We start from the raw sequence: 24,680 nt of genomic DNA on the forward strand, positions 1-24,680 counted from the left end.
TAAAATATAATTGTATTTAAGAATTAATTAAAGCTTAAATTTTAAAAAATATGGTGTAATGGAGGTGAAGTGTGTGGAATTAGATGTCAACTAACCCCCACTTGAAGAAGTGGTAGCTTGGAGAAGAAATTCTTTGAAGCCCTAGTTGACTAGCCTAAGTAGCGAAAAAAATACTACGTTGGATTGCATGTAGAAACCCAAGAATGATGCTCTAGTTTTTGGCTCTTTCGTGGCTCTGTAAAAGTTCTGAGGGTAAGGAACGGTCAACCACATTGCGAAGGCTTTCCAACATTGGCGAAGGGCAAATAAATCCGAAAGGAGGACGTAACTTGAGAGTATACGTCAAAAATCAAAGAAATCAACCACTAATGCCAACAACACAAAGAAAAGCAAGAATATTCCTAAAACAGAAAAAAGCAAAGATCATAACTTATGAGCCTTTTACAATACAGTTATTATATGCTACGGGAGAAACAACACAGGAAACAATATTAGGTGTTGATGCAGGAAATAGAACAATTGGTTTATCTGCAACAACATATAAATGTGAGCTATTTTCTGCTGAACTAAAATTGAGAACTGATATTGTAGAATTATTAGCAACTAAAAGGCAATTTAGACGTTCGAGACGAAGTAGGAAAACCAGATATAGGCAGCCTAGATTTGAAAATAGAAAAAAAACAGAAGGGTGGTTAGCTCCATCAATAGAAAACAAGATTGGTACTCATTTGAAAGTTGTAAATAAAGTCCATAGCCTACTACCTATCAGCAAAATTATTATTGAGGTAGCAAGTTTTGATATACAGAAGATTAAGAATCCAGATATACAAGGCGAAAAGTACCAGCAAGGAAATCAACTAGGATTCTGGAATGTAAGAGAATACGTAATTTTTAGGGATGGTCATAAATGCCAAGGTAAGAAAAATTGTAAAGGGAAGATACTTAATGTACATCACATAGAATCAAGGAAAACTGGAGGTGATAGCCCCGATAACTTAATTACACTTTGTGAAGATTGCCATAAGGACTATCATTCAGGGAAACTAAAGCTAAACCTAAAACGTGGTCAATCATTTAGAGATGCAGCATTTATGGGAATAATGCGTTGGAGTTTTTATAATAAGCTAAAGGAGTTGTACTCAAATGTAAATTTAACTTATGGGTACATCACTAAAAATACTAGGATAACCAATAATTTACCTAAAGAACATAGAATAGACGCATTATGTATCACAGGAAACTCAACCGTTAAGAGATTAGATAACTGGTATCTTATAAAACAAGTTAGAAAAAAGAAAAGAAGTTTACATGAAGCAATAGCAAGAAAAGGCAGGAAAGAACCGAATATAACATCTAAACGTAACAGCAAGAACACTAAGGAAATAATATCTAAAGGGAAGAAATGGTGTTTGTTTGATAAGGTGAAAATTGGATCAAATACAGGTTTTGTATCTGGATTTACAGGTAATATGGTATATGTGCAGGATATAGAAGGTAACTATTTGCAAGTGTCACCAAAATATAAGCAAATAAGTACGGATAATGTAAGTCTTATAAGCAGGAATAACAATTGGATATACAAAGAAGTTGCTTTGGGAACGGCAAATCATCCCCATTTATAGAAGAAGGAAAAAATTCTTGCCACGATAGGATAAAGCATCTGTTGCCTATCGGCAAGTGCTATCCATCTCCCACCTATAGAGGATGGGAGAATTTCGCACAGGAGGGTTAAAGAAAGCTTTTTATATGATAATCGCAACTGCCGTAACAAAACCTGTTTATACAAAGATAAACGCCCAAACAAGAAGAATCCAAACAGTAGATTTCAGCACTAGCGGTAATGTAGTAGCACCTTAACTTAAGTTTTTAAATAATAATCAATCAAATAAATTATTAAAGATATATAAAGGAATATAGTGTAGTTGATTAGATGATAGTTATAGTATTCTGTAATACATTCTTATATAGATATATAACTTAAATTACTATATAAATAGTTAGAATAAATTTAGTAGCTGTAGTAAACCCTATGATTATAAATCAATAAATCATAGGAGTGTATATAGAAATATGGAAGTAGTAAAAGCAAGAACAGAAGACGATAAAGAGAGATACTTTGTAGCTAATGATGATGGACTACCAATAGAACCTATATTAAAGTTTATTAGGTTTAAAGATAACACCAATTATGCAAGGAATACACTTAGAATGTATTGTCAACATTTGAAGTTATATTTTGAGTATCTACAACAAAGAGAATTAGATTTTCAAAAAGTGACTATTGATGATTTGGCTTTATTCGTGAACTGGTTGCAGAACCCATATAAGAGCTTAAAAGTAATACCAACAAACCAAGTTGATTCAGCAAGAAGTCCAAGAACAATAAATATTATAGTTAATACAGTTTTAGCTTTTTATGACTATATTTTAAGACATGAGGAATATAGCAATAATATTTCAGATAGACTTAAAAAGTTTGTGTCTACTCCAAGCAGAAATTTCAAAGGATTTTTATATGGAATAGCTTATGAACAGAAGAAGATTACAAGCAATATACTAAAGCTAAAAGTTCCTAAGAGTAAACCTAAGACACTTACTAAAAAAGAAATAGGAATGCTCGTAAGAGCTTGTAGTAATTTAAGAGATAAGTTTTTGTTATCACTACTTTATGAAACAGGTATGAGAATAGGCGAAGCTTTGTCATTATGGATTGAAGATATTGATATAAGTGATATGATTATTGACTTACAAGACCGAGGACAGCTTGAAAATAATGCAGAAATTAAGACAGTATCAAGTCCTAGAAGAATAGATATATCACAAAATTTAGCTGATATGTTTATGGAATATATAGCTGAATACCATAATGAAGAAGTAGAGACTAATCATATTTTTATAAAGATAAGTGGCAATAACAAATACAAAGCTATGGATTATGTAGATGTAGATAATCTATTTAGAACATTAAAAAAGAAAATAAATATATATGTTACACCACATATGTTTAGGCACAGCTCTTTGACTCTATTAAGAATGGCTGGATGGCAACCAGAACTGCTTAGAGTAAGAGCAGGACACAAAAATATTTATACAACTATGAACACCTATATTCACCCTTCTGATAAAGAAATAACGGAAGAGTTCAATAAAACTCAACCGAATTTAAACTTAGATATTTATAAAGAGGTGGAAGAATAGGTGAAGAATTTACAGCAGATAAAACACAATGAACAAAGTAAATATGATGAAATAATTGAGTATTTAAAACAAGATGATGGATACTGGTTAAAAAATGATAAGTGGGATTTTACTGAAGAATTTTTTATTGGCAAGAAAGTTTACAAAAGCAGATACATAGATTTTTCTCATATTCATAATGATTCTCTAAAAACGGAATTTAAATTTTTTATCTTATATTTAGTAAAGAATAAATTGTTAAAAAAAGAAACCATATTAAATTACTCTTACAGAATTAATCCTTTAGGAAATTTTTTAGATAGATATTTTTATCAAATAAACTCATTTAATGAAGTTGTTATACAAGAATTTTTAGATAAGTGGAAGTTATATTTATTAAATTATGTTTGTACTAACGAAACATTAAAAACACCAAGTGGAAGTTCCAGCTACATTTCTTCTATTAATCAGTTAATAATGTTTGTTAAGGATTTATATGATGATAGAGAAGAAACTGAAAAAGATATATGGTATTCAAAGAATATTAAAGGGGCTAAAATCCCTGCTAGTGGAGTTCATGGAGTAAATGGTCATATTAATTTTATAAGTATTCCAATTTATTATAGAGATATTGTAAAAAGGTATTTAAAAACTATAATTACTAAAAAAAGTTGGAATCATTGTCACCAGATAATAAGCCATTTAAATTATTTTTTTATTATTTTTTATTCTAATGGGTATAAAGATGGTTTTATAGAAAGTTTATCAAGACAAGATATAGAGAACTATTTATATTGGTTAGGTAATGATTATAAAGATAAAAACCCAACTTATAGATGTAAATTTGTATCTTATTTAAGGACATTTTTAGAATATATTCAAATGGCTCAATATGATAAGTATCCTAAAAAAGAAGTGTCATTTTTAATATTTCAAGATGATATTCCTAAAAGAGAATTAAATAAGGATGAAGTTAAAAAAGCTAAATTCGTTCCAGAGCCTATATTAAAACAATTAGATAACAATATTATGGATTTGGATAGACCTCAGTATATTCCTATTTACATTCTTCTTAGAGAAACAGGTTGGCGAGGCACTGATATATTAAACCTTAGATATCATAATTGTCTAGAGTTAACTTGGAACAGCAAAGAAGAAAAATATAATTACTATCTTTGTGGCGAAATAACTAAAACAGGTATAGCACAACTTAAAATTCCCATTAGGGATAAGGTTGCTGAGATGGTTCAAAAAGCTATTGATAAAGCTAAAGATTTAAGTACAGAAGAAAACAATGCTAAAAAGTATTTATTCAATACTTATAAAGGTAAGTTGAAAGGAAAGCCATTAAATAAGACATCTTTATTACTTACAATTCAAAGACTTATTGAACAAAAAGATATTAGAGATGTTAAAGGTGAGTTATATCACTTTAGACTTCACTCATTAAGACATACAAGAGCTAAAGAGTATGTAGAACAAGGTATGGGAATTAGTATTATACAACAGATTTTAGGTCATCAAAGCCTTCAAATGACAGTTCATTATGCTACTGTTAGTGAAAATGTTCTTTATGAAAAATGGAAGGATACAGAGGATTTAGAATTATTTAAAGTTGACACTAAAACTAACGAACTTCAAAAGATAGATTTAACTTCTGATGCTGGACAAAACCTTATAAGATATGAATATGTTAAGAAAAACTTAGATGCAGTAAAAGTACCGTTTGGAGTATGTTTTAAAGCTTCTAAATTGCCTTGTAAACAACAGATGAATCATTGCTTAACTTGTGCGAGTTTCTGTACTACAATTGAAAATATTCCTGAATATGAGGAAGAAATAGAAAAGGTTAAAAGTCAAATAGAAATAAGTAATAGATGTGGTAGAGAGCTTTGGGCAGAAAAGAATAAACAGTATTTAGATATATTAGAGAAAACACTAGAAAAAGTTAGAGAACACAAATTAGTTCATAAAAACGGTAAATCAAGGGAGGATGCAATCTAATGGCTGGAAGTACTAAAGGATTAAAAGAATACGCAAAACAGAAAACAGAATTAACTTTAGAAAAGGTTGATAAAGCCATTAGAGAACTTTCTTTGACTGAACAGAAGATTAATTTTAATAGTGTATGTAATTTAAGTGGAGTTTCTAAAACTTTTCTTTATAACAATGAAGATATAAAGAAAAGAATTGAAGAACTTAGAGATAAACAAACAAGTAGAACTATGAACCAAAGGGCTAAGTATGATAAGACAGCTAAATCGAAGGATATTATTATAATGGCAAAAGATAAAAAAATTAAGGAACTTGAAGATGAAAACAAGAAGTTAAAGGAACAGTTAGAAATTCTAAGAGGTAAGTTATATGAAAAAATATAATTAATTTATCCATAAAATTATCAATAGGGTATTCACAGAACAATAAATTACGGACTACATAGTTTATATGTAGTCTATGTATAAAATAAGTAAAATCAATCAGTGTATAGGGATATACACTAGATATAAGGAAGGAGATAAAGAAAAAATGGAATTAGATTTAAAGAAAGCGTTTTATATGATTATAGCAATTGTATTATTAGGATTAATCGCAACAGCAGTAGCTAAGCCAGTTTACACTAAGATTAGTGCTCAAACAACAAGAATCCAAACAGTAGACTTCAGTACAAGTGGTAATGTAGTAGCACCGTAAAAATGTATAGAGTTTTATTAGGGGTAGATGAGATTCTATCCCTAAAATTTTATAGATGGAGGGGAGGGGCATTTAATGGATGAAACCTTAGTTTTTTCGTGGACGTTTATAATGAAGTTTATTTTAGGAATGGCACTCTTTGCAGTAGGGATATATTTTGTACACCAAACTCCAATGGTGGATATTTCAAAGGCTTATGCAGAGCAGGCTGCAGTTCAAGGAGGATTTACTGCTCAGAATATTACTGACTTAAAAGCTGACTTAGGGAAGGCTGGCTTCGATACATCAAAACTAACAATAACATTACAAGCTTTTGATATTAATGGAACTAACATTTCAAGTAAGGTCTATCCTGTCACTCCATTTAATCAAACTCCATATCCAGCTACTCCTAACTTTGCACCTAGAGGTAGTAAAATCTATTTAATAATCACCTCATCAGAAGATACAACTATGACTAGCATGAGTAGTTTTTTAGGAGGCAATAGTATTATCAGTCATGGTTCTAAAAGAACTGTAATGAGTGAAAGGTTGAGGTAAGTAATATGGATACGAGTTTAAAGACAATTATGTGGGTAATAATATTTATAGTTTTTTCTGCCTTAGTTTATGATGTGAAGAAAGCTAGTATGTACAAAGAAGAAGTTAAAAATGCTTTAGATATAGCAACTAAGGCAGCTACACTTCAAGTAGATAAAGATCCCAATAAAATTGCACAAGGAATATTTGAGATAGATCCTGTGGCCTCTAAAACGGCTTTTGAGACTTACTTATCAGAGAATTTATCCAGTGCAAAGTCTGATTTGTTTGTATATGTAATAGATTATAGAGCAGTTAATACTCATACTTTAACTAACTATACAAACCCAGTAACAGGAGCTACAAAGGCAATAGACCATCCTACTTTTGTTGCAGTTATGAAGTTTAACTATAAAGGCATTTTTACAAACCAACAGATTGAAATAGATAATTTATCAGGGACAAGGCTTGTTTCTATTGGAAACTAGATGACGTTACGGTGTTTATTAATTATAAAGTCATAAAACTTAAATATTTTTAAACTAATAATAATTAGTATAAATTGCTTAATTTGAAAATACGGATAGAAGCGATAACATCTATAGGTACAGAGCTAATTATTTTATGCACTGCATTTATAAAGTTAACAGTAAACTACTGGTGTTAGATCTAGAGATGGAGGCGAATATATAAGTATTGGTAATATAATTTTAGCTTAAATTTAAGCTAGTAACTTATGATATACTACTGTATCTGGTGTGACAATGAGATTCTCTAGGGGTTAAGTAACAATTTCTCTAATTAATAGTATATTGGTATAGATAGAATTAAGTCGGAGTGATTTTGCGAAAAAGCGGAGAAAAATTATTTTAAACAGGGAAGATAATCCTCAGCATTTAGAGCAAATTGAAACTTCAGAATAAAAATACCTACTAGCAAACAAAAATTGCCAGTAGGTATTTTTATGTGGATTATAATTAAACATTTTTATATCAGAATACTATTTCTTTAATAGTATTTTAGGTTCAGTAGTTGTTGTTATGTTTAAGTAGCCTTTTGGCAAACCTGCCAATTCTTCATACATATCAATGTTTAAGGAACCACAATGTAGTTTTAATTTAGACAACAAGTCTTTTTTTGTTATAACATTCTGATCAACTAGCATCTCAATAGCTTTTCTGAGAAGTGTAGGTTTAGGAATAATAAATTCATCATCAAGAGGTTCATGCGTCCTCCAACCATTTTTTGAGATTTGTTTCATTAAATATTGATACTGATTATAGTTAATTCTACCTAAATAATGTGCTCTATAAATCATTGCCTGTATAGATACTCTCCATTTTTTCTTTAACTCAACAAAAACGTATAAGTTTGGATTTTGTGGCAAATCCTTTAGAAAAGCATCTCTTGGTAATAAAAAGGAAGATGCAAACAAATTAGCATCATGTTCATTCTCCTTATAATCTTCCGTTGAGAGAGAGTCTTCGTCAGAATCCATATGACCTAAAATCCAATGTCCTAATTCATGTGCTAAAGTGAATTGAACTCTACAAAAAGAAGGTATTGCTGCATTATAAGGTGTAATTGGAATTTTTTTTAATCCATCTATAGAAATAAACTGACTGACTGCATCAAATTTAACATCAGGCAACAGAAACTGTGAGAGTAGTATCCCGTTATTTTCCATAAAGTTAATCATATTGCCTATTGGTAAATCTTCCATATTATAATAATTACGAGCATCTTCTGCTAAATTTTCAATAATATCATCACTTAGATGGTCTTCCTTGGATAGCTGAAACAAGTTTAGAGAAGGAAATTCAATGTACTCATCTAAAAAAGAGTACATTTTTCCTCGTATAATATTTAATTGTTTCTGAGCTTCCTTTTGCTTTTTAGTGATGGAAGATCCAGCTCTATAAAAACAGTTTCCAGCAGAAACATCCTGCCAGTTTTCCTCTAAAAAAAAGCTAGTTGGAAAGTTAAGTTTTTGAGCCAATATAAAAAGGTTTTCAGGTTTAGGCTGTACCTTACCTTGATTCTCAAATTGCCAAATAGCTTGCTTAGAAACACCTATTAGTTTAGCGAGCTCAGTGCTAGAAAGACATCTAATTGTTCGAGCTGCTTTTAAGCGTTCTCCATTAAAATTTTCTATAGACATAATCTTGTACCTCGGTTAACTTTATTTTTTGGACCTCACATCTTGTATCCTCCTCTTGATTTTAACCTCAGCAGGAGCATCAAAAGTAGAAACATTATCAACGTCAGTATCCAAATTCCTCTTATCATATGTAGATTCATCATATTCAGGAACCTCAATTGCTTTAATTGAAGAAGTCCAATCTTTACGATACTTAGTAGAAGTATTGTCTGCAACAACATTTACATAAATAGACTTAATACCTGTATTAATATCAGGTTCAAAAGTTATAACAACGAAACGGTTAGCAGATCCATTTATCTTCTGTATTATTGTGCCCTTAATAGAGTCTTTTTTATCTTTTAATTTATCACTTTGTGGTAAATCAAAACTTATCTGTCCATACACTTGAGGATATGATTTCAAGTCATTGTTGATAAGTGTTAGACACTTCATATAATGAGTATCACTTACAGAACCTCCTGAAATAACCTTATTAAAATTGTTATCCTTCATCAAGATATATACACAAGATGATGATGTATTTAAGATAGTAATAAATTCATAAATTCCTCTATGGTGCATTGTAACAATGTATCCATCATTAAATGTTGCAGCACATTTAGCATTAATAGAATCCCATATATCATTATATCTAGCATTATAGGTAGGTGATGGAAAAAGGTTACGTTTCGCACGTACATCTTCAGTAGAACCCTTTACAATACATTTAAAAATTTCATTAATGTTCTTTTCATCTATACCTAGTTCGGATTCAATTTGTTTTTCAATTTGAATGGCATTCATAAGCGTTGTTCCTCCTATGACTAATTAATATAATTATTTTACCAAAAATGTACTAAAAAGTCAAGTAACGAACTATTTGAATATTACTGGACAAGTTAAAATGATACTAAACGTAATATAACAAAGTAGCTTGAGATAGATAATCTATCAGAAACAAGGCTTCTTTTCACTGATAATTAGATAAATTAAATATGCTAATTTGGGAACCTTTCCTTGGTGGGAAGGTTTTTTTATTATATAGGAATTCCAATATAAATATTAGGCTATTAGATTATTATTACTGGATAATGTTAATGGTATGGTATTAAAAGTATGGTATGATTTTCATATAAAAAATGTGAGTAAAGGGGTATACAATGAAAAAAGTAATGTCGTTTAAAAAAATATTTATATTCTGTATTGTAATAATAGCATTGTATAAAATAATTATGTTATTAGATACATTACCTCCTATGTTTCTTTATGGGGATATAACATATCATATAGCAGAATCCATATTATATGTTATTAATCAGCTTGCAATAGGAGTGGCTGGAGCAATTATCTTTTACTATCTAAATTCATTTTATAATACAAAGTTAAACATGGCGCTCTACTATGATTTGCGAAAAAATATACTATTTATACTTTATCATCATATGGACATTCTAAAAAATGTAGATTATTTTAAGGAACTAGGTGATAAAACTCAGTTCTTATGGCCAGACTTTATTGTATTGCTCAGCATTATTGATAAAAGCTTAGAGGTTGATGATGGATATGTTTACGATAAAGATGCTGAAAGTCAAAGTGATTATGAAATTAAATATAAGTATGAGCAGGCTGTTGGAGAATATCTTTTACAAGTAAATCAAAGCAATCTAATACATAGCATTGAGCAGTTTAATAAACCTATTGATGATTTATGTGCTTGCATTTCAAGTTACGGTATTAATAACCTATCTTCTTTTTATCAACTTAAAGGAGGTAAGGATATAATTGATACAGTGACTTCTGATTTTTATTGTGATGATTTAATAGGGTATATTGATTGTCTCAAATACGATGATTCCGAAGAAAAAGAGAATCTAATTATTTTTAGAAAATATATAGGTCTTTATTATTTGCAATTTCTTAATGAAACAATAGATTTTTACAACACTATTAATGAGTTTATAGAAACAGTAGAAAAAAATAAAATAATTAAGTATACAAATTTAATTTATTAGTTTGAGAATAAGTCCAAGTGTGATTCATCAAGGCAGTAACTATTTTTAAACTATATCAGTAAGATGAATTTATTTTAAACCGGGGAGGGAGTACAACCACTTCGGTTTTTTATAGTCACTATTTAAATAACAAAGATGTATTTGAATAAACAAATTTATTGTGTTATAATTATATATATGATATAAAAGAAAATAAATAAATTTTACGAAAGAAGGTGGAACTACAATGAAGGGACAAAGCCATGCAATAGCTGGAGTAGTTACAGGAGTAGCTTTAACACATTCAATGCACTTAAACATCAATCCAATAATAGTAGTGGCAGCAGCTTTGGTAGGGGCTATGATTCCAGATATAGATGAAGAACATTCAAAAATAAATAAGTGGTTGTTCCCCGTTAGTGCAAAGCAAAGAAATATTGTTAAGGGATTAGCCGGAGCCATTTTAATATCTTCGCCAATAGCAGTATTGAAATACATAGGGATTATCCTAGTAATGTCAATTCTTTCATGTAAAGTTAATTATAAATTTAGCATATGGAGTGGACTTCATATGTTCAGTTATCACAGAACAATATTCCATGATCCAATACTAGGAGGACTATTATTAACAGTTCCATTATATCTTTTAAGTTTACCTAAAGAATACATTATACCTTATGCATGTGGATTAGCTTCACACTATCTTTTAGATATGTGTACAAGCAACGGATTAGCTCTTTATCTTCTAGGTGGCAAAAGGATTAGAATACCTCTTATAACATATAAGAGCGGAAATGATTTTATGGAATATGGACTTTTAGCAGTATATGTTCTAGGAGTGCTTTCAGTATCATTAAAATCAACGATTACTGTAAATCAATTTTTATCAAATATAATTAAATTTTAGGAGGGAAGCTATGTTTTCTATGTTTGTACTAATTTGATGTATGTTTTTTGTAGTTTGTGGAGTGGTTATATTTGGGTTTATATCAAATGCAAGAAAGGGCAATCATTCCTCAAATAATTGTATTAATGATATTCAAGTTAAAGAAGAAATGGAAAGGCAACAACATCAACAGTTTGTAGATTGGTCTATGGAGAAATCAAGGAAAAGTGTAACTCCTTTTGAAAGTGGTGGGTATGACATGCATAACGGAAATAGCTTCAATGATCCCCACAATGGAGGATTTTAATTTTAATTAATGGGAGGGCAAATCATGCCAAATAAATTTAAAATAAGTTTAAGCGTTTTTGTTATGGATATATGCTATTGTATCATTGCTTTTGTTGCCTATAAGTTAAGAATGGAATACCCAACTTATACTCTAATAATTTTGGGTTGTCTTGTTTTAGGAGCTATTACAGATACTATAATGATTAAGAAAAGCAGAAAGACAATGGAGTGGACATATCAGATGTTGCAGATACATCCAGAAATAATGGAATCTATGAAAAATCAGAATAAGCAATAATAATATCAGCCTCTCTCAAATGGGAGGCTTGAATTTTATATAAGAGGGAGGATATGAGTTTGGGCTTTAAGGATTTATTCAAAGCGTTCAAGAGGGAAGTTAAAAACGTGCCATCAGCTCTGCAGATAAATATATACAAAGAAGAAGCGGAAAAACCGAATACATCTCCTTCTGATAAAGAAGTTCCCAAACAAGTAATTCAAAGTGCCCCTACTGTAAAAGTTACTGCAGATTTATACTATATGAGAACTCCAATAGCAGATTATAAATATAAAGAAGTAAGACTAACCTTATATGAGCAGAGGGATTTCTACAGAGAAGAAAAAGAAAAATTATTAAGAATATCTGATAACATCAATGTTTATAAGCAATATTATAACAAGATTAGTAAGATTGCTCCCCTTGCGAAAAGTGCTGATTACAATAAATTGCCTCACCTTAGAGGACTTCAACTAAATGCCACAATTCCTGTTTTAAAGAATGACTTAGGGATACTCATAAATGAATATGAGAGGGCAGTAAAAGGGGCTGCCAAGCAATCCTATAATGCTAAAGTAGGAATTTACGGAGAAAACTCTGTAGATAGAGAGCTGGACCTATATAGGGATAAATTATTAAATCTAAGTAATATAAGGCTAATTGTAGAGAGTAATACTGTTGAATCTGATAATTTAGTTATAAGTGAAAGAGGAATCTTTTGCATAGAGGTCAAAAATTTTGGAGTAGGGCGTAGAGGCAAGATTAAGGTTAGCAAGGATGGTCTTTGGAGCCGACTTAGTGCTGAAGGAGATGTAATGGAGGTAAATGATGTTACAAGTCAGACTTACAGGCATATAGGCTTAACACAAAGATTATTAAATGAAGAATTGAAAAGGCAAGGTGTGAATTTACCTTATATCAACATCAACCCTATTATTGTATTTGTTAATCCGGCCATAAAGATAGACAACCAATCTGATGTGCCAGTGTTGAGATTAAGTAATATTTATCATCATATATCTACCTTCAAAACTGATACCAGGATTGATGAAAAGTATTGGGGAGTAATTGAAAATATTTTAAATGCACATAACCAAGGAGCTAAGCCATATCCAGTAAAGTTATGTGCTGATAAAATAATTCAAAATTATATGGAAGTTTATAACAAGTTAAGATACTTTGATTGCATAGATAAACAGGTGAACTTAGAGAAGATATTGCAGCAGGCTGTTTTTATAGGTAATGACCGGTTGATTTCCTGTTTTGAAAAGTATTCATCTGATGATAAGGAGAGCAGAAAGGTTAGTCATCTTGAAATAATCTCTTTAAGAGCTTTAATAGATGAACTTGACATTAAAGGCAAGGGAGATAGAGGAATGTATGAGGGCTTGATATTAAAATACTTTAATGTAGATAACCTAAGTGACCTAAAATTAGAGGCTTATGAGTACATTTATCAAGCATTGAATAAAGAAATAAGGAGAAAGTAACACTATTCATATTTTAGCTATAGTAGTTGTGATAGTTTTGGTGGTGGAGGAGATTCAACTAATTTCTAGATTTAAAATTATTGATGTGAGGTAAATAATGATAAAGCATAAGATAACTAAGACGCAAAAGAAGATAAATGTATTAGTATACTTAATTTTTTGTGTTTTTATATCCAGTTGTTATTATTTCATAAGCAGAACTCCCAAGCCTCCCAATAATCTTATATCTGATATTAAAGGAACAGAAGGAATGGCATCTATAAGTGGAACAGTAGAGAAGGTCTTGGATGGCAGCACTCTTATAGTGAGAACAGGGGATAAGGTTGAAACTGTTAGTTTATTAGGGTTATATATACCTGTAGAAATGAAGGATAAGGCTATGGAATTAACTAAAGCTGAATTACAGGGGCAGGTGGTAGAACTCTATTACTATGAAGAGAAATATAGTCCTCAGATAAGGGAGTATGGCAAAATAGCAGCTTATATTTATATAAAACACATTTTATTTGGTGGTGGCTTGTTACGTACTGGACTTGCTGTTGCTATCACAGCTCATGATTTAAAACAGAATCCTCAAACTAGCCAGTATTATCTATCAGTTGAAAATAATGCAAAGGAAGAAGGAGCGGGGATTTGGCAGTATGTTAAGGATAAGGGAAGCATAACAATACAAGATACTGTAAGCCCAACTACCAAGAAGGTTTCAGATGTGATAAAAAGCGAAGTGCCTAAAGCAACTGAAACTGCTGCTGATGAACTGAAAAAAGGCATTAGTAGTGGTGTAAGTTCAATGAAAGATGCTATTAATAATATAGTAAAATAACTAAAGGAAAACAAAAAAACAAGGCATCCTACCCCCATAGTATGCCTTGTTTTAAGAGTGTTTAAAAATGTGTAGAAATGTTTTTTCTAATAATATATACCATATCACTGCATTCGTTTTCAGTAGTAAGTAATGGAAGTAGGGTAGGTATAATATAGGAAATAAAAAAAGAGCAAGGAGACCTCTCATTATCCCTTGCTTAATAAACGCTATCATATTGGTATCGTTTACTTTTCGCTTAATTGTATTATATCATATATATTTGTCCTTTTTAAGTAGTAAGTAATGGGAACGGAGAGAAATGTGTACTTTTGAGTGTTTTATTTTTCGATTATTCCATATTAGCATATTTTTTTTGAGAAAAACGTGATATAAAAAAGAAAATAGATGAGGTACTGAAGCACCATGAGCAAAATCTACAAAAGTTTTTAAGAATACAGAAAGATTACTGATAAAGAAAAGACAAGGAGTATCAATAATATTATTTAAAAGTCTGTCGAAATTTCAAAGTAAGAACTATATCAAGATATTTTCTGCTCTCTACTTATGCCATTTATACAGAAATCAGTAGAGGATTATTTTACAAAATTTCTAACTGATGTACCGACAGTTGCCCCTTGGAACATTGATATTTTAAGAGTGGAGAAACCTAATGCTTATCGTTCATTCATTTTTGTACTTAAAATACGGATAAAACCATATGTCGGACAACAATCTTGGATTAGGTGTTGTTTGTTTAAAATTGCAGTGCATGGAGAAGGGGATGTTGAAGTAAATAATTTTCAACATATCAAAAAGTATTAATTACCACCGCATTTTCAACATACTATAAAGAAGAATTTTAAGCATATCTATTAATCAAATATGACGAAGCATTCTTATCTTGTGTCACCAGTATAAGATTATAAGAATAATAGACTGAATATTTATATAAGGTAGCGAGGGGGCTACCTTTTTTAAGTTTGGTATTAAAATAGTACAAATTTAGCTGTGTATGGAGGAATTTAGGTTAATTTGTAGAATTTGTATTATATGCAAATTAATCAATGAATTATGTAATATATCTAATGTCTATAACCGGAAGTTTAAGAAGGTATTAAATTATTGATAACAGTTCATTATCTGTGTAACTTGAAAATTTTATTTAATTCAATTATGAAAGGTCGTGTTTTAATGATTTTAGGCCAAGAATACTTATAAGTTCTATATTAAGTGAAAGTTTGAATACCAGATCTGAAATGAAACATTTTTCTCAAGTATAGGTGTAGCTGTTTTATCTATTCAAATAATCGTTCACAAAAATGACTGGTAATAAAAAGTTAGGAGGAGTTACATTATGAAATTAAAAAAGCAGTTTGAAGATTTCTACAAAGAAATTACAATCGACACAGAGGTTGAAGACCTTATAGAAAAAAGGGAAACTTTGGAGAATAATTTTAAGAGTAATTTTCCATCGGAATGCGAAAAACATGATATTGAAGTAAAAAAGAGTGATATTGAAATATTTGATCAGGGAAGTTATAAGTTGCATACTACAATTAAGAATAATCATGGTGGAAGTATTGATAGAGATGTTGCAGTTATGTTTCCACTTGATATCGATCAAAATAGTGATCCAAGAAAAATTAAAGGATATGGTAGGGATGCGATAAATTTATGGAATAGATCTGTTACTATTAAAGAACCATGTTTAAATGTATCCTATGTTGAAAATGGAACTGAATGGATGCATATAGATCTACCATTGTATGCAAAGCATAATGGGAATATATATCTTGCCAGAGGTAGGGAATTTGCAACTGAAGGTAATTATTCATGGGAACCAGCAGATCCTAAAGGACTAAATGACTATCTTATAGGTAAGATCAATGGTAATAATCAACTAAGAAGAATCATCCGCTATATTAAGAAGTGGAAATTAGAGAAATATTATAATTCAACTTTGGATCATGAAGTGCCACCAAGTATAGGACTTACTCTTCTTGCATGCGATTGCTTTATTGCAAGTACAAGCTCCGAAGGAGATGATGATTTATCATCCTTACAAAAAACAATTCAAGGTATTATTAACAAATTTTCTTTAACATATGAAAATGGAGTGCTTGTAAAAGCAAATATTTCAAGATCTTTACCTGTAACACCGTGGACAGATGTTTTTAAGAAGATGAAAGATAGCAGTGATACATATGGAGTTAAATTTTATGATAAATTAAATACGGCATTACAAAATTTAACTGATGCATGTAATGAAGAATCTGAACACGATGCAGGGTTAAGTGTACAAAAAGTTTTTGGCGATGAATTTAAAGTGCCGGTAAAACAAGTAAATGTATCAACATCATCAAACGCATCTAGTAAAAAGGAGCATAATTTTGGTGGAGAATCAAATTATTAAAGAGATACTATCTACATATGATGAAATACAAATTTTATGCGAAGAAGATGATATTGTATTTTTCAAACTCAAGGATAAGGAATATGGCATTTGGTATTCAAAAGAAGAAAAAAGGACTAGCAAACCATTTATTTTAGTAAAGAATGATAGTCAATATGATTATCCGCATATAATGCAATTTGAAATTCCAATAGATAAAGATAAGCAGAAATATCGTTTAGTATGTCTTCATGAATCAGGAGATATAATTAATTACTTAATGTCATACGAAGAAAAAATAATTGATACCATAGACCGTCTTATTCATCTATTATCTTTATCACCATTGGAAATAGAGGAAGAATTTCAAAAAGAATTTTTGTACTATTGGAATCAACTAGTAAATTATGATATTCCTTTGAGATTATATGTTGCTTCGGATAGAGTGTTTCAAAGTATGAATGTTTACCAAAATAAAAATAAGATGTTTAGAGCCGTAACAAATGGAATTAAGCTGAATGACAAAGATGCATGGAGCTTTGTACATAATATATGTGCATTCTATATTCCAATTACAGATAATAGAAGGATATTGCCACCAGTAAAAGATAAGCTTTGGAAAATTGATGAGATTTTGAAAATTGTTAAAGGAAGAGATGTAGCACGAATAGGCCATGAGACATATGAATCTATAAAAAAAGTAAAGGTAAAATCTAATAGAGCGTTTCTTATATTTGAAATGATGGTTTTAAATCATAGAATTAACTTTTGCTGCCTGGTATATTTTAAAAATTTAAAAACAGAAACACTTATGGATAAATTGGGAAATGCAATTGAAAAAATTGAACTAGTAGAAACAAAACGTTGCGATTATTTATTTTTAAATGAACAAATCGGAAATGATACATCAATAGTTGATAAAAAGGTTGCCATAGTTGGTGTTGGATCCCTTGGAAGCTATTTGGCAACAGAGTTGGTGAAGTTAGGAATAAAGAATTTAACTTTATATGATGAAGACACATTAGAAGAAGCAAATATAATGCGCCACAGAGCAAGGCTTTCATGGAGTAATATCAGTAAAGTGATAGCTATGAAATATGATTTGGAATTAATGCATCCGGAAATTATTGTAAATGAAAAAGATGAATACCTCACTCAAGAAATTCTAAAAAAAGATATGCATGGTTTTGATATGATAATTTTTACGGTAGGGAACAGTGATGTCCAACTTATGGCTAATACTGTTTTTAAAGAGTTTAACTATGATAAACCAGTAATATATTCTTGGCTTGAAGCAGGAGGAACAAATAGCCATATTTTGAAAGTTGACTATTCAAAGAAAGGATGTTTTGAATGTTTATATACCAATAAAGAAGGCGATTTAGTAAATAATAGCGCAAATAAATTACCAGATGAATTAGTAACACAAAACACTATTAGAAATGGCTGCGGAGCTACAAGAGTTGCTTATGGTACTGAAATTCTATTAAGAACGACGAGTGTTATATTAGATACGGTTAAGAGAACCTTTAGGGGTGAATTTGAAGATAATTGTTTAATAGATATAGAGCCTACTTCTGTAATTAATCAAGGAAATACTTTTAAAGAAGGGAAGTGTCAATGCTGTGGCGATAGAGATAGCTAATAGATGTATAAAAATGAAACTTCCAAATGGAAAAGTAGTAGATATATTGCCAGAAGTATTTCAGGAAATAAGCAAATGGATTCAAAATGATGATTATGCACCTGAAGGTGGAGGTTTTATATTAGGATACAAGCATGAAAGAACTGGGAACATTTCCTTGGAATATGTAACATATCCTCAGCCATTGGATATTTGTAGCAGAATTCATTTTAAAATAAAAGATCCTATCCATAAGCTATTTCTATTAAAGGCACGAGTCAGAAAAAGCTTTTATATGGGGGTGTGGCATACTCACCCACAAACTATTCCTAACCCATCGATAGTAGATTGGGATGATTGGAATGACACATTGATAAAAGATAGAACTGCTAGTAAATATATGTTTTTTCTTATAGCTGGTACAAAAAGTATTAGAATATGGGTTGGTGATTTTGAGACAAAACACATTGTGGAAATATTTGAATGTGAGAAAGATGGTGATTTATATAAAAAAATATAAGTACAAACTAAATGGGGGCTATTATAGGTTCTTTTATAAATATTGTAACGTTAATACTTAGTATAAAAATATTCTTTATGATTTTATGTAGAATTTATGGTTTAGGAAGGGAATTGGTATACTCATCCAGTTGATATACCAGATCCTTCTTGGATAGATATAATGTCATGGAAAAAAGCTTTGATAAATTGTAAATCCGGAGAAAGTCGATATGCTTTTTTTATTATAATTGGAATAATAGAAATTAGGGTATGGAGTGGGGATATTAATACAAAAGAAGTAAAGCTGACTTAATAAAATTTTACGAGGAGAAAAAGATATGAAACATAGATGGTTACACTTATCAGATTTACACTCATATTGTAGTGGGATAAAAACTAAGGTAATGAGAGATGCTCTTATTAATGAAGTAGAAGAATTAAATAATGAAGAAAAATTTGATTTTATTATTATAACTGGGGATATAAGTGATAAAGATTCTGGATATGATTTAGCGGAAGAATTTATATTAGATTTAATTTATAAACTTGATATAGCTAAAGAAAGAGTATTTATAGTACCAGGTAACCACGATTTAAGTAGAAATATTCCAGATAATAGAGAGGATATAGTAAAAGAACTATGGGGAAGTGGTATACTAGATGAAGAAAGTGAAAGTAATAATATAAGCTTATTGATAGATGCTCAAAATAATTTTTTTATAACATACAAAAATCTTTTGGGTAGAGATTATCCAAAAGAAAATATACATTTTGTTGAGAAAGTAATTGAAGGAGTAAATATTATCCACTTAAATACATCATGGATGTGCTATGATTCAAACGTAGAGGATGGCAGAATTCACGTTGGACTAAATAATGTATATAAGTGTTTAGAAACAATAAATAATGAAGATTTTAATATTGTAATAGGTCATCATAGATTAGAAGATTTAAATCCACAAGAAAGAAATAACCTGAAATCTATATTTAGAGCTAAGGGGATTGATATGTATCTAGGAGGGCATTGCCATCAAGCTATTATAGAGCACGATAGAAATGCAGATATGGAGTTATGCTTTTGTAAACAAGCAAGAGCAGAATTTGATGATTATCCAGCAGGGTTTATTTTAGGTAACATTGATGTTGATAATAATCAAAGTTATTATATGTTTTATAATTGGAGTACATCATTTGCAAAATGGATGTATGATTATTCAGTAGAGGCAGCCAAGCATGGTAAGTATTATTTAAAGGGAGAGAAGTATAACAAGGAAAAATCAAAGAAAATAGATACAATTATTGACTTTAAGTTGATGGGTATACCTTTAGATTATGAAGAAATAAACAGGAGATATAATCTTAAAAATACATCTGATTATAAATTTGGACATAAAAATATTTATCCAAAATCAGATTATGATTGGAACAAATATTTAAAAGATTTAGTGATTTTTTATGATTCAATAATAGCTGAAATAAAAACTGATAATGTTCATATATTTCCTATAGCACAGATACCATTACTAGTTTCATTAGGCTATTTAATGCAAAATGATTCACCCAATATAAAGATATATCAATATAGTGAAAATGAGGAAAGTTGGGTATTTGATGAAAAAGATGATAATATATCAGTAAAAGAGAATTTTATTAATGGTAGTAATGATATTCTAGCTGTAGCGCTAGAAGTAAGTTCAGAAGTAAAACAAGAAGATATTAATCAAGTTATAGAAAAAGAATATGATTTATTATCATTTAAAGTTGATAGTCCAAGATTAGGATACTTGAATTATAGAAATGATGTATTAAGAGTAAAAAATATTATTAAAAACAAATTAGATAGTATATATAGCAAATATGAAGAGATTCATTTATTTATTGCAGCACCTGCAGGAATGTGCATAGAGATTGGAAGAATAATAAGAGAGAGTATGTATCCTGATACATATACTTATAATTATAATAGAAATGATGGAATACATTATAAAAAGGTTTGTAATTTAAAAACATTACGAAATAATCAATAAAAAGGTTTATTAAATAGTTTAGTATTTGATAGTTATTGGAACAACTAGCATATAACGTAAGTTAAAGAAACATATTTACAAATTAAAGTTTAACTAGTTAATAATTTATATTGCAGATATTAGCAATATTGTTTGCAGGTTGAATCATAGGTAATATGAGTTTTTTGCGTACAGTTGAACTTCACATTATTCATATAATTGGACGTGTGCTGTTGTCATTCTGATAATAACAGAAAGTTAAAGTATATAAACATTTTATTTATGAAGTATCGTCAATGTAAATAGTAATTTTGTAAATTGAAATCTATAGAAAGTATAGGAGATATTATGGATATTAATAAAATTTCGTCAGATGGTTGGTTATCTTTTATAGGATCTATGATTGGAGCTGTTGCTACAGTAATATCTATATTAATAGCTATAAGGATGAACAATAAGCAAATAAAACAGCAAAGTATAAAATCAATTAGACCATATCATGACGCGTTAAAAAAGTCACTACCAAGCTATGACAGTATTATGACGCAATCTGATTATTTGGATGAAGAAGATAATTTGTTAGGTGGATCTGTGACTGTAGAAGGAAGACTTTCTATTTTAGAAAAGTATTTGAATGATGATGAGAGAACAAATGAATTATTAGAATATAAAATAGAGCGACACAAAAAGTATATAGAATACTGGAATAAAGCTAATTCAAACATTGAAGAGTTTATAAATAGTGGTTTTTATAATGCAGTAAAAAGTGCATGTAATGGTGAAGTAATAAAATGTTATTATGATTTTGTTGTTGCTTTTCATAATGAACATTTTTACTCTGGACCGATTATAGATACAGATTTGTTGAGAATCAATTTAAGCAGACTATTCGAAGCAATTAAAAAGGCCGAAAAAATTTAGTGGTAAACAAATAACGATAGTGCTGTGTTAAGGCTATTGTGTGTTCGATAAGATAATGCATCAAGATTTATTTGAAGTAAAATCTGAAAAAGAAAAATTTATATAAGTAGACTAAAGCGTTTATACCTATTAAGTTAATAATAGGCAATTGATGTAGTCAGAAAAAGGTTCCTAAATATTGAATTAAATTTAGGATAATAAAGGATGAACTGTAGAAAAAGTTATTAATGGAAGTATTGTTGAAGTAAAGGTAGGAGATCAGCTTGAAGTGGTTCGTTTATTAGGAATTTGTATTCCTATTGAACTGAATGACAAAGCCATGGAGTCTCTTAAAAGCGAAAACAGGTGGAAATTTGGGGGATTTAATACTATGAAAATAAATATTCTCCAGAGTTAGGGAAATAAGGAAGGCTTGAAGCCTATATATTTTAAACATATTTTAATAAATGGAAGCTTAATTGAAAAGGGACTAGCGATAGTTCTTTCAACTCACGTTGTCGCATCTTCATTGTAGGATATGTTTCCAGTGACGAAGCACGTTGAGTGTGTTGTCTTGATGTCAAGGGTTTAGAAATAAGGACTACTCAAAACACTGATAAATAAAGGGTTTCCGAGATTGGAAGATATTCTGCCTGTTATTCGGCAGTACCTTTTAACCTCAGAAATCCTTATTTTTATGTTTTGAGGAAACAAATCCACTGTAAAAATGTGCGTAGGGTCGAGGAGATAGAATGGATAATTTCTTAGGGTTGTGGAGATAGGATAGATGTATAATATAGGAACAAGAAATACAGATTTTGATTGAGAAAAAACTTAGTGATATAGAGATGAAGTGCTTGATTATTATAGCGCATTGCGCTATAATAATGAGGAATACTTAAACTTTAAAAAGGAGATTACTTATGATTGATATAAAGAAAAAGTCACTTACTGATTTTACATTTATTGATTTATTTGCTGGATTAGGTGGTTTTAGAATTGCATTGGAATCACTGGGTGCTAAATGTGTATATTCAAATGAATGGGATGAACCCGTACGAGAAGTTTATGCAGATAATTTTGGAGATATTCCAGAAGGGGACATCACACAAGTAGATGAAAATTCTATTCCAGAACATGATATTTTATGTGCTGGATTTCCGTGTCAGGCTTTCTCAATAAGTGGAAAACAGCGTGGATTTGACGACAGTAGAGGTACGTTATTCTTCGATGTAGCAAGAATTATAAAAGCTAAGAAGCCAAAGATTGTTTTTATGGAAAATGTTAAGAATTTTGCTTCTCATGACGATGGTAAAACTGTTTCGGTTGTGAAAGCCATAATGGAGGAATTGGGGTATAGATTTCATCAGAAAGTTTTGAATGCTGTTAACTATGGAATTCCTCAAAAGAGAGAACGTATCTACATGGTTTGTTTTAGAAATGACATAAACATTGAAGATTTCAGTTTTCCAAAGTCATTCCCATTAAAAAGGCACGTTGAAGATTTTTTATTAGAGGATGAAAATCAGGTAAAGGATTTATACATAGAACGTCCAGATACTTATTTTAATGGGGTTGAAGATAATCAGTACAGTAACAAACCAATTAGACTAGGTATAGTAAACAAAGGTGGTCAAGGTGAAAGAATATACAGTACAAAAGGGATAGCAATTACGCTTTCGGCTTACGGAGGAGGAATATTTGCTAAGACTGGTGGATACCTAATTAATGGAAAGACCAGAAAACTACATCCCAGAGAATGTGCAAGAATAATGGGATATCCTGATAGCTATAAAATTTGTAAAAGTTCAAATCAAGCATATAAGCAATTTGGTAATTCTGTAGTTATTGATGTTTTGCAACTGATTGGTCAAGAGATAGGAAGTGCCATGGAGGGAGCAGCAAATGAACGAGATGGAATTCAGACAATGGCTATCTGAAAATGATGTGCCGAAGAAGATACAAAGTGATTTTGTATCAAGATTGAAACGTTTTGAGAGGGCAATAGAAAACTGCGATATTGATGAGCAATATCGCAGTGATAAATATCAATATTTGTTTTCGCTTTTTCAAAACAAAGGGATAAATGACAACATGAAGAAATATAAAAATGTTGATTTACCAATAGGAAAATACCAGTTTAGTACATTTAAGCATGCACTAAATAAGTACAAACAGTTCCTTGAGGAAGGGCTTACTTCAAAGCCTGTGTGAACTCATTTGAGTCTATTCCTTTTTTAGTATTTTTTAAATTAATTGAAAAAATTACATTTGCATTAAAAGTGTTAGAAAGCTTTCTAATTTCATATTCGGAATCACGCAAAGAGAACATATACTCATATCCACGTAATATAAAACGCTGATTATGAAGAGATTGAGTTGAAGCTACAAAAAGTTTACCACCTTCTTCTCTTGTACTTTTAATAACATAGTTATGGGATCTAATGTAGCTTAGAACATTGGATATATTACTTTTCCCACAATCACTAGATCCGCTGCGTTTAATTCTATATTTAGCAGTAACATAGAAGTACTCACTAAATCTCTCAATAGGTAAAATAGTATAGTTATTTGTTATAAAATAGCGGGTTCCCTTGTTTCTATAGGTATCAATAATCCAGTTTGTAAATATGTCAGAGCCATTATTCATTATTATTTCTTTGCCGGCTGTTCCAGCCTCTTTAAACTCGTCAAATTGAGCATTCATATGTTCCATGATTTTTACTGCGTAAGCATTGATTCGATTGGAATTTTGCTGACTATAATTGAATGTGCCGGATGCAATATCCGGAAGCAAAACAAACTGACCGCATTGTGCTGGAGAGTGTTTTGCATCAATGTAAAAAGTACTGCCAGATTTAGTTTTTACTTTAATGTCTGGAACGGTAGAATCAGATCCACCTTCATGTTTAAAGCTTGCATATTCACCGAATTTTCTATTTAAGTATTCGGTACAGTCAATTTCAAAATCTTCCCATATTGATGACATA

25 protein-coding genes are annotated in these 24,680 nt (G+C 30.3%); 22 read left to right on the forward strand and 3 right to left on the reverse strand.

All coding sequences use genetic code 11. The features are described 5' to 3' along the window. Positions 1–329 precede the first annotated feature (329 nt). The 8 genes from iscB (at position 330) to CLMAG_RS12540 (ending at position 6,875) form a co-directional block, all read left to right on the forward strand. Complete coding sequence (gene iscB / locus CLMAG_RS12515; protein ID WP_082831904.1) at positions 330–1,622, forward strand: RNA-guided endonuclease IscB; 1,293 nt, start codon at positions 330–332, stop codon at positions 1,620–1,622. A gap of 82 nt (positions 1,623–1,704) precedes the next feature. Beyond that, the gene (locus CLMAG_RS32420; protein WP_161486962.1) at positions 1,705–1,857 is read left to right on the forward strand and encodes a hypothetical protein; all 153 of its coding nucleotides are present in this window, start codon (positions 1,705–1,707) and stop codon (positions 1,855–1,857) included. A 213-nt stretch (positions 1,858–2,070) separates the two neighbouring features. Continuing rightward, positions 2,071–3,198: a tyrosine-type recombinase/integrase gene (locus CLMAG_RS12520; protein WP_066622533.1), complete on the forward strand. Its 1,128-nt coding sequence runs from the start codon at positions 2,071–2,073 to the stop codon at positions 3,196–3,198. Next, positions 3,199–5,181, forward strand: a complete 1,983-nt coding sequence (locus CLMAG_RS12525) for a tyrosine-type recombinase/integrase (protein ID WP_066622535.1) — start codon at positions 3,199–3,201, stop codon at positions 5,179–5,181. It begins immediately after the preceding gene. Continuing rightward, positions 5,181–5,555, forward strand: coding sequence for a DUF6262 family protein (locus CLMAG_RS12530; protein ID WP_066622537.1), 375 nt, complete (start codon positions 5,181–5,183; stop codon positions 5,553–5,555). Before CLMAG_RS12525 ends, CLMAG_RS12530 begins: the two co-directional genes overlap by 1 nt. A 148-nt stretch (positions 5,556–5,703) precedes the next feature. After that, positions 5,704–5,868 (forward strand): hypothetical protein, encoded by a 165-nt coding sequence (locus tag CLMAG_RS32425; RefSeq protein WP_161486963.1) that lies wholly within the window; start codon positions 5,704–5,706, stop codon positions 5,866–5,868. Positions 5,869–5,943: 75 nt separating this feature from the next. Next, positions 5,944–6,408 carry a hypothetical protein gene (locus CLMAG_RS12535; RefSeq protein ID WP_066622538.1) on the forward strand — a complete coding sequence of 155 codons (465 nt, stop codon included), beginning with the start codon at positions 5,944–5,946 and terminating at the stop codon, positions 6,406–6,408. 5 nt (positions 6,409–6,413) lie between these two features. Further along, the gene (locus tag CLMAG_RS12540) at positions 6,414–6,875 is read left to right on the forward strand and encodes a hypothetical protein (protein ID WP_066622539.1); all 462 of its coding nucleotides are present in this window, start codon (positions 6,414–6,416) and stop codon (positions 6,873–6,875) included. Positions 6,876–7,387: 512 nt separating this feature from the next. On the opposite strand, the gene CLMAG_RS12545 is transcribed toward CLMAG_RS12540, so the two are convergent. After that, the gene (locus tag CLMAG_RS12545; protein WP_066622540.1) at positions 7,388–8,548 is read right to left on the reverse strand and encodes a helix-turn-helix domain-containing protein; all 1,161 of its coding nucleotides are present in this window, start codon (positions 8,546–8,548) and stop codon (positions 7,388–7,390) included. Positions 8,549–8,569: 21 nt separating this feature from the next. After that, the gene (locus CLMAG_RS12550) at positions 8,570–9,334 is read right to left on the reverse strand and encodes a DUF5986 family protein (RefSeq protein ID WP_066622542.1); all 765 of its coding nucleotides are present in this window, start codon (positions 9,332–9,334) and stop codon (positions 8,570–8,572) included. Between the two features lie 356 nt (positions 9,335–9,690). On the opposite strand from CLMAG_RS12550, the gene CLMAG_RS12555 reads away from it, so the two are divergent. The 14 genes from CLMAG_RS12555 to CLMAG_RS12620 all read left to right on the forward strand — a co-directional run bounded on the left by CLMAG_RS12555 (position 9,691) and on the right by CLMAG_RS12620 (position 23,904). Further along, positions 9,691–10,542: a hypothetical protein gene (locus CLMAG_RS12555; protein ID WP_066622544.1), complete on the forward strand. Its 852-nt coding sequence runs from the start codon at positions 9,691–9,693 to the stop codon at positions 10,540–10,542. Between the two features lie 226 nt (positions 10,543–10,768). After that, positions 10,769–11,428: a metal-dependent hydrolase gene (locus tag CLMAG_RS12560; protein WP_066622547.1), complete on the forward strand. Its 660-nt coding sequence runs from the start codon at positions 10,769–10,771 to the stop codon at positions 11,426–11,428. 40 nt (positions 11,429–11,468) lie between these two features. Further along, the gene (locus CLMAG_RS12565; RefSeq protein ID WP_066622548.1) at positions 11,469–11,714 is read left to right on the forward strand and encodes a hypothetical protein; all 246 of its coding nucleotides are present in this window, start codon (positions 11,469–11,471) and stop codon (positions 11,712–11,714) included. Positions 11,715–11,738: 24 nt separating this feature from the next. Beyond that, a complete protein-coding gene (locus CLMAG_RS12570) occupies positions 11,739–11,993 on the forward strand; it encodes a hypothetical protein (RefSeq protein WP_066622549.1) in 255 nt (84 codons plus the stop codon). Positions 11,994–12,052: 59 nt separating this feature from the next. After that, positions 12,053–13,462, forward strand: a complete 1,410-nt coding sequence (locus CLMAG_RS12575; protein ID WP_066622550.1) for a nuclease-related domain-containing protein — start codon at positions 12,053–12,055, stop codon at positions 13,460–13,462. A gap of 97 nt (positions 13,463–13,559) precedes the next feature. After that, on the forward strand, positions 13,560–14,285 hold the full coding sequence (locus CLMAG_RS12580) for a thermonuclease family protein (protein ID WP_066622552.1): 726 nt from the start codon (positions 13,560–13,562) through the stop codon (positions 14,283–14,285). Positions 14,286–14,813: 528 nt separating this feature from the next. Next, positions 14,814–15,089 carry a DUF3888 domain-containing protein gene (locus CLMAG_RS12585; RefSeq protein WP_278330546.1) on the forward strand — a complete coding sequence of 92 codons (276 nt, stop codon included), beginning with the start codon at positions 14,814–14,816 and terminating at the stop codon, positions 15,087–15,089. 532 nt (positions 15,090–15,621) lie between these two features. Further along, a complete protein-coding gene (locus CLMAG_RS12590; protein WP_066622556.1) occupies positions 15,622–16,680 on the forward strand; it encodes a cyclic GMP-AMP synthase DncV-like nucleotidyltransferase in 1,059 nt (352 codons plus the stop codon). Further along, entirely contained in the window at positions 16,661–18,304 is a 1,644-nt protein-coding gene (locus CLMAG_RS12595; protein WP_066622558.1) for a ThiF family adenylyltransferase, read from the forward strand. The genes CLMAG_RS12590 and CLMAG_RS12595 overlap by 20 nt, the downstream gene beginning before the upstream one ends. Then, the gene (locus tag CLMAG_RS12600; protein WP_066622560.1) at positions 18,285–18,803 is read left to right on the forward strand and encodes a Mov34/MPN/PAD-1 family protein; all 519 of its coding nucleotides are present in this window, start codon (positions 18,285–18,287) and stop codon (positions 18,801–18,803) included. The genes CLMAG_RS12595 and CLMAG_RS12600 overlap by 20 nt, the downstream gene beginning before the upstream one ends. Positions 18,804–19,122: 319 nt before the next feature. Beyond that, the gene (locus CLMAG_RS12605; protein ID WP_066622562.1) at positions 19,123–20,811 is read left to right on the forward strand and encodes an SAVED domain-containing protein; all 1,689 of its coding nucleotides are present in this window, start codon (positions 19,123–19,125) and stop codon (positions 20,809–20,811) included. Between the two features lie 327 nt (positions 20,812–21,138). Beyond that, positions 21,139–21,711 carry a hypothetical protein gene (locus CLMAG_RS12610; RefSeq protein WP_066622564.1) on the forward strand — a complete coding sequence of 191 codons (573 nt, stop codon included), beginning with the start codon at positions 21,139–21,141 and terminating at the stop codon, positions 21,709–21,711. A 902-nt stretch (positions 21,712–22,613) separates the two neighbouring features. Continuing rightward, complete coding sequence (locus tag CLMAG_RS12615; RefSeq protein ID WP_066622565.1) at positions 22,614–23,630, forward strand: DNA cytosine methyltransferase; 1,017 nt, start codon at positions 22,614–22,616, stop codon at positions 23,628–23,630. Then, positions 23,596–23,904 (forward strand): hypothetical protein, encoded by a 309-nt coding sequence (locus CLMAG_RS12620; RefSeq protein ID WP_066622566.1) that lies wholly within the window; start codon positions 23,596–23,598, stop codon positions 23,902–23,904. The genes CLMAG_RS12615 and CLMAG_RS12620 overlap by 35 nt, the downstream gene beginning before the upstream one ends. Here CLMAG_RS12620 and CLMAG_RS12625 read toward each other — a convergent pair. Continuing rightward, complete coding sequence (locus CLMAG_RS12625; protein WP_066622567.1) at positions 23,885–24,679, reverse strand: PDDEXK family nuclease; 795 nt, start codon at positions 24,677–24,679, stop codon at positions 23,885–23,887. The two genes, CLMAG_RS12620 and CLMAG_RS12625, sit on opposite strands and share 20 nt — an antisense overlap. Between the last annotated feature and the right edge of the window lies 1 nt (position 24,680).

Origin of the sequence: Clostridium magnum DSM 2767 (genome assembly GCF_001623875.1) — a bacterium.
Lineage (GTDB): Bacteria > Bacillota > Clostridia > Clostridiales > Clostridiaceae > Clostridium_AM > Clostridium_AM magnum.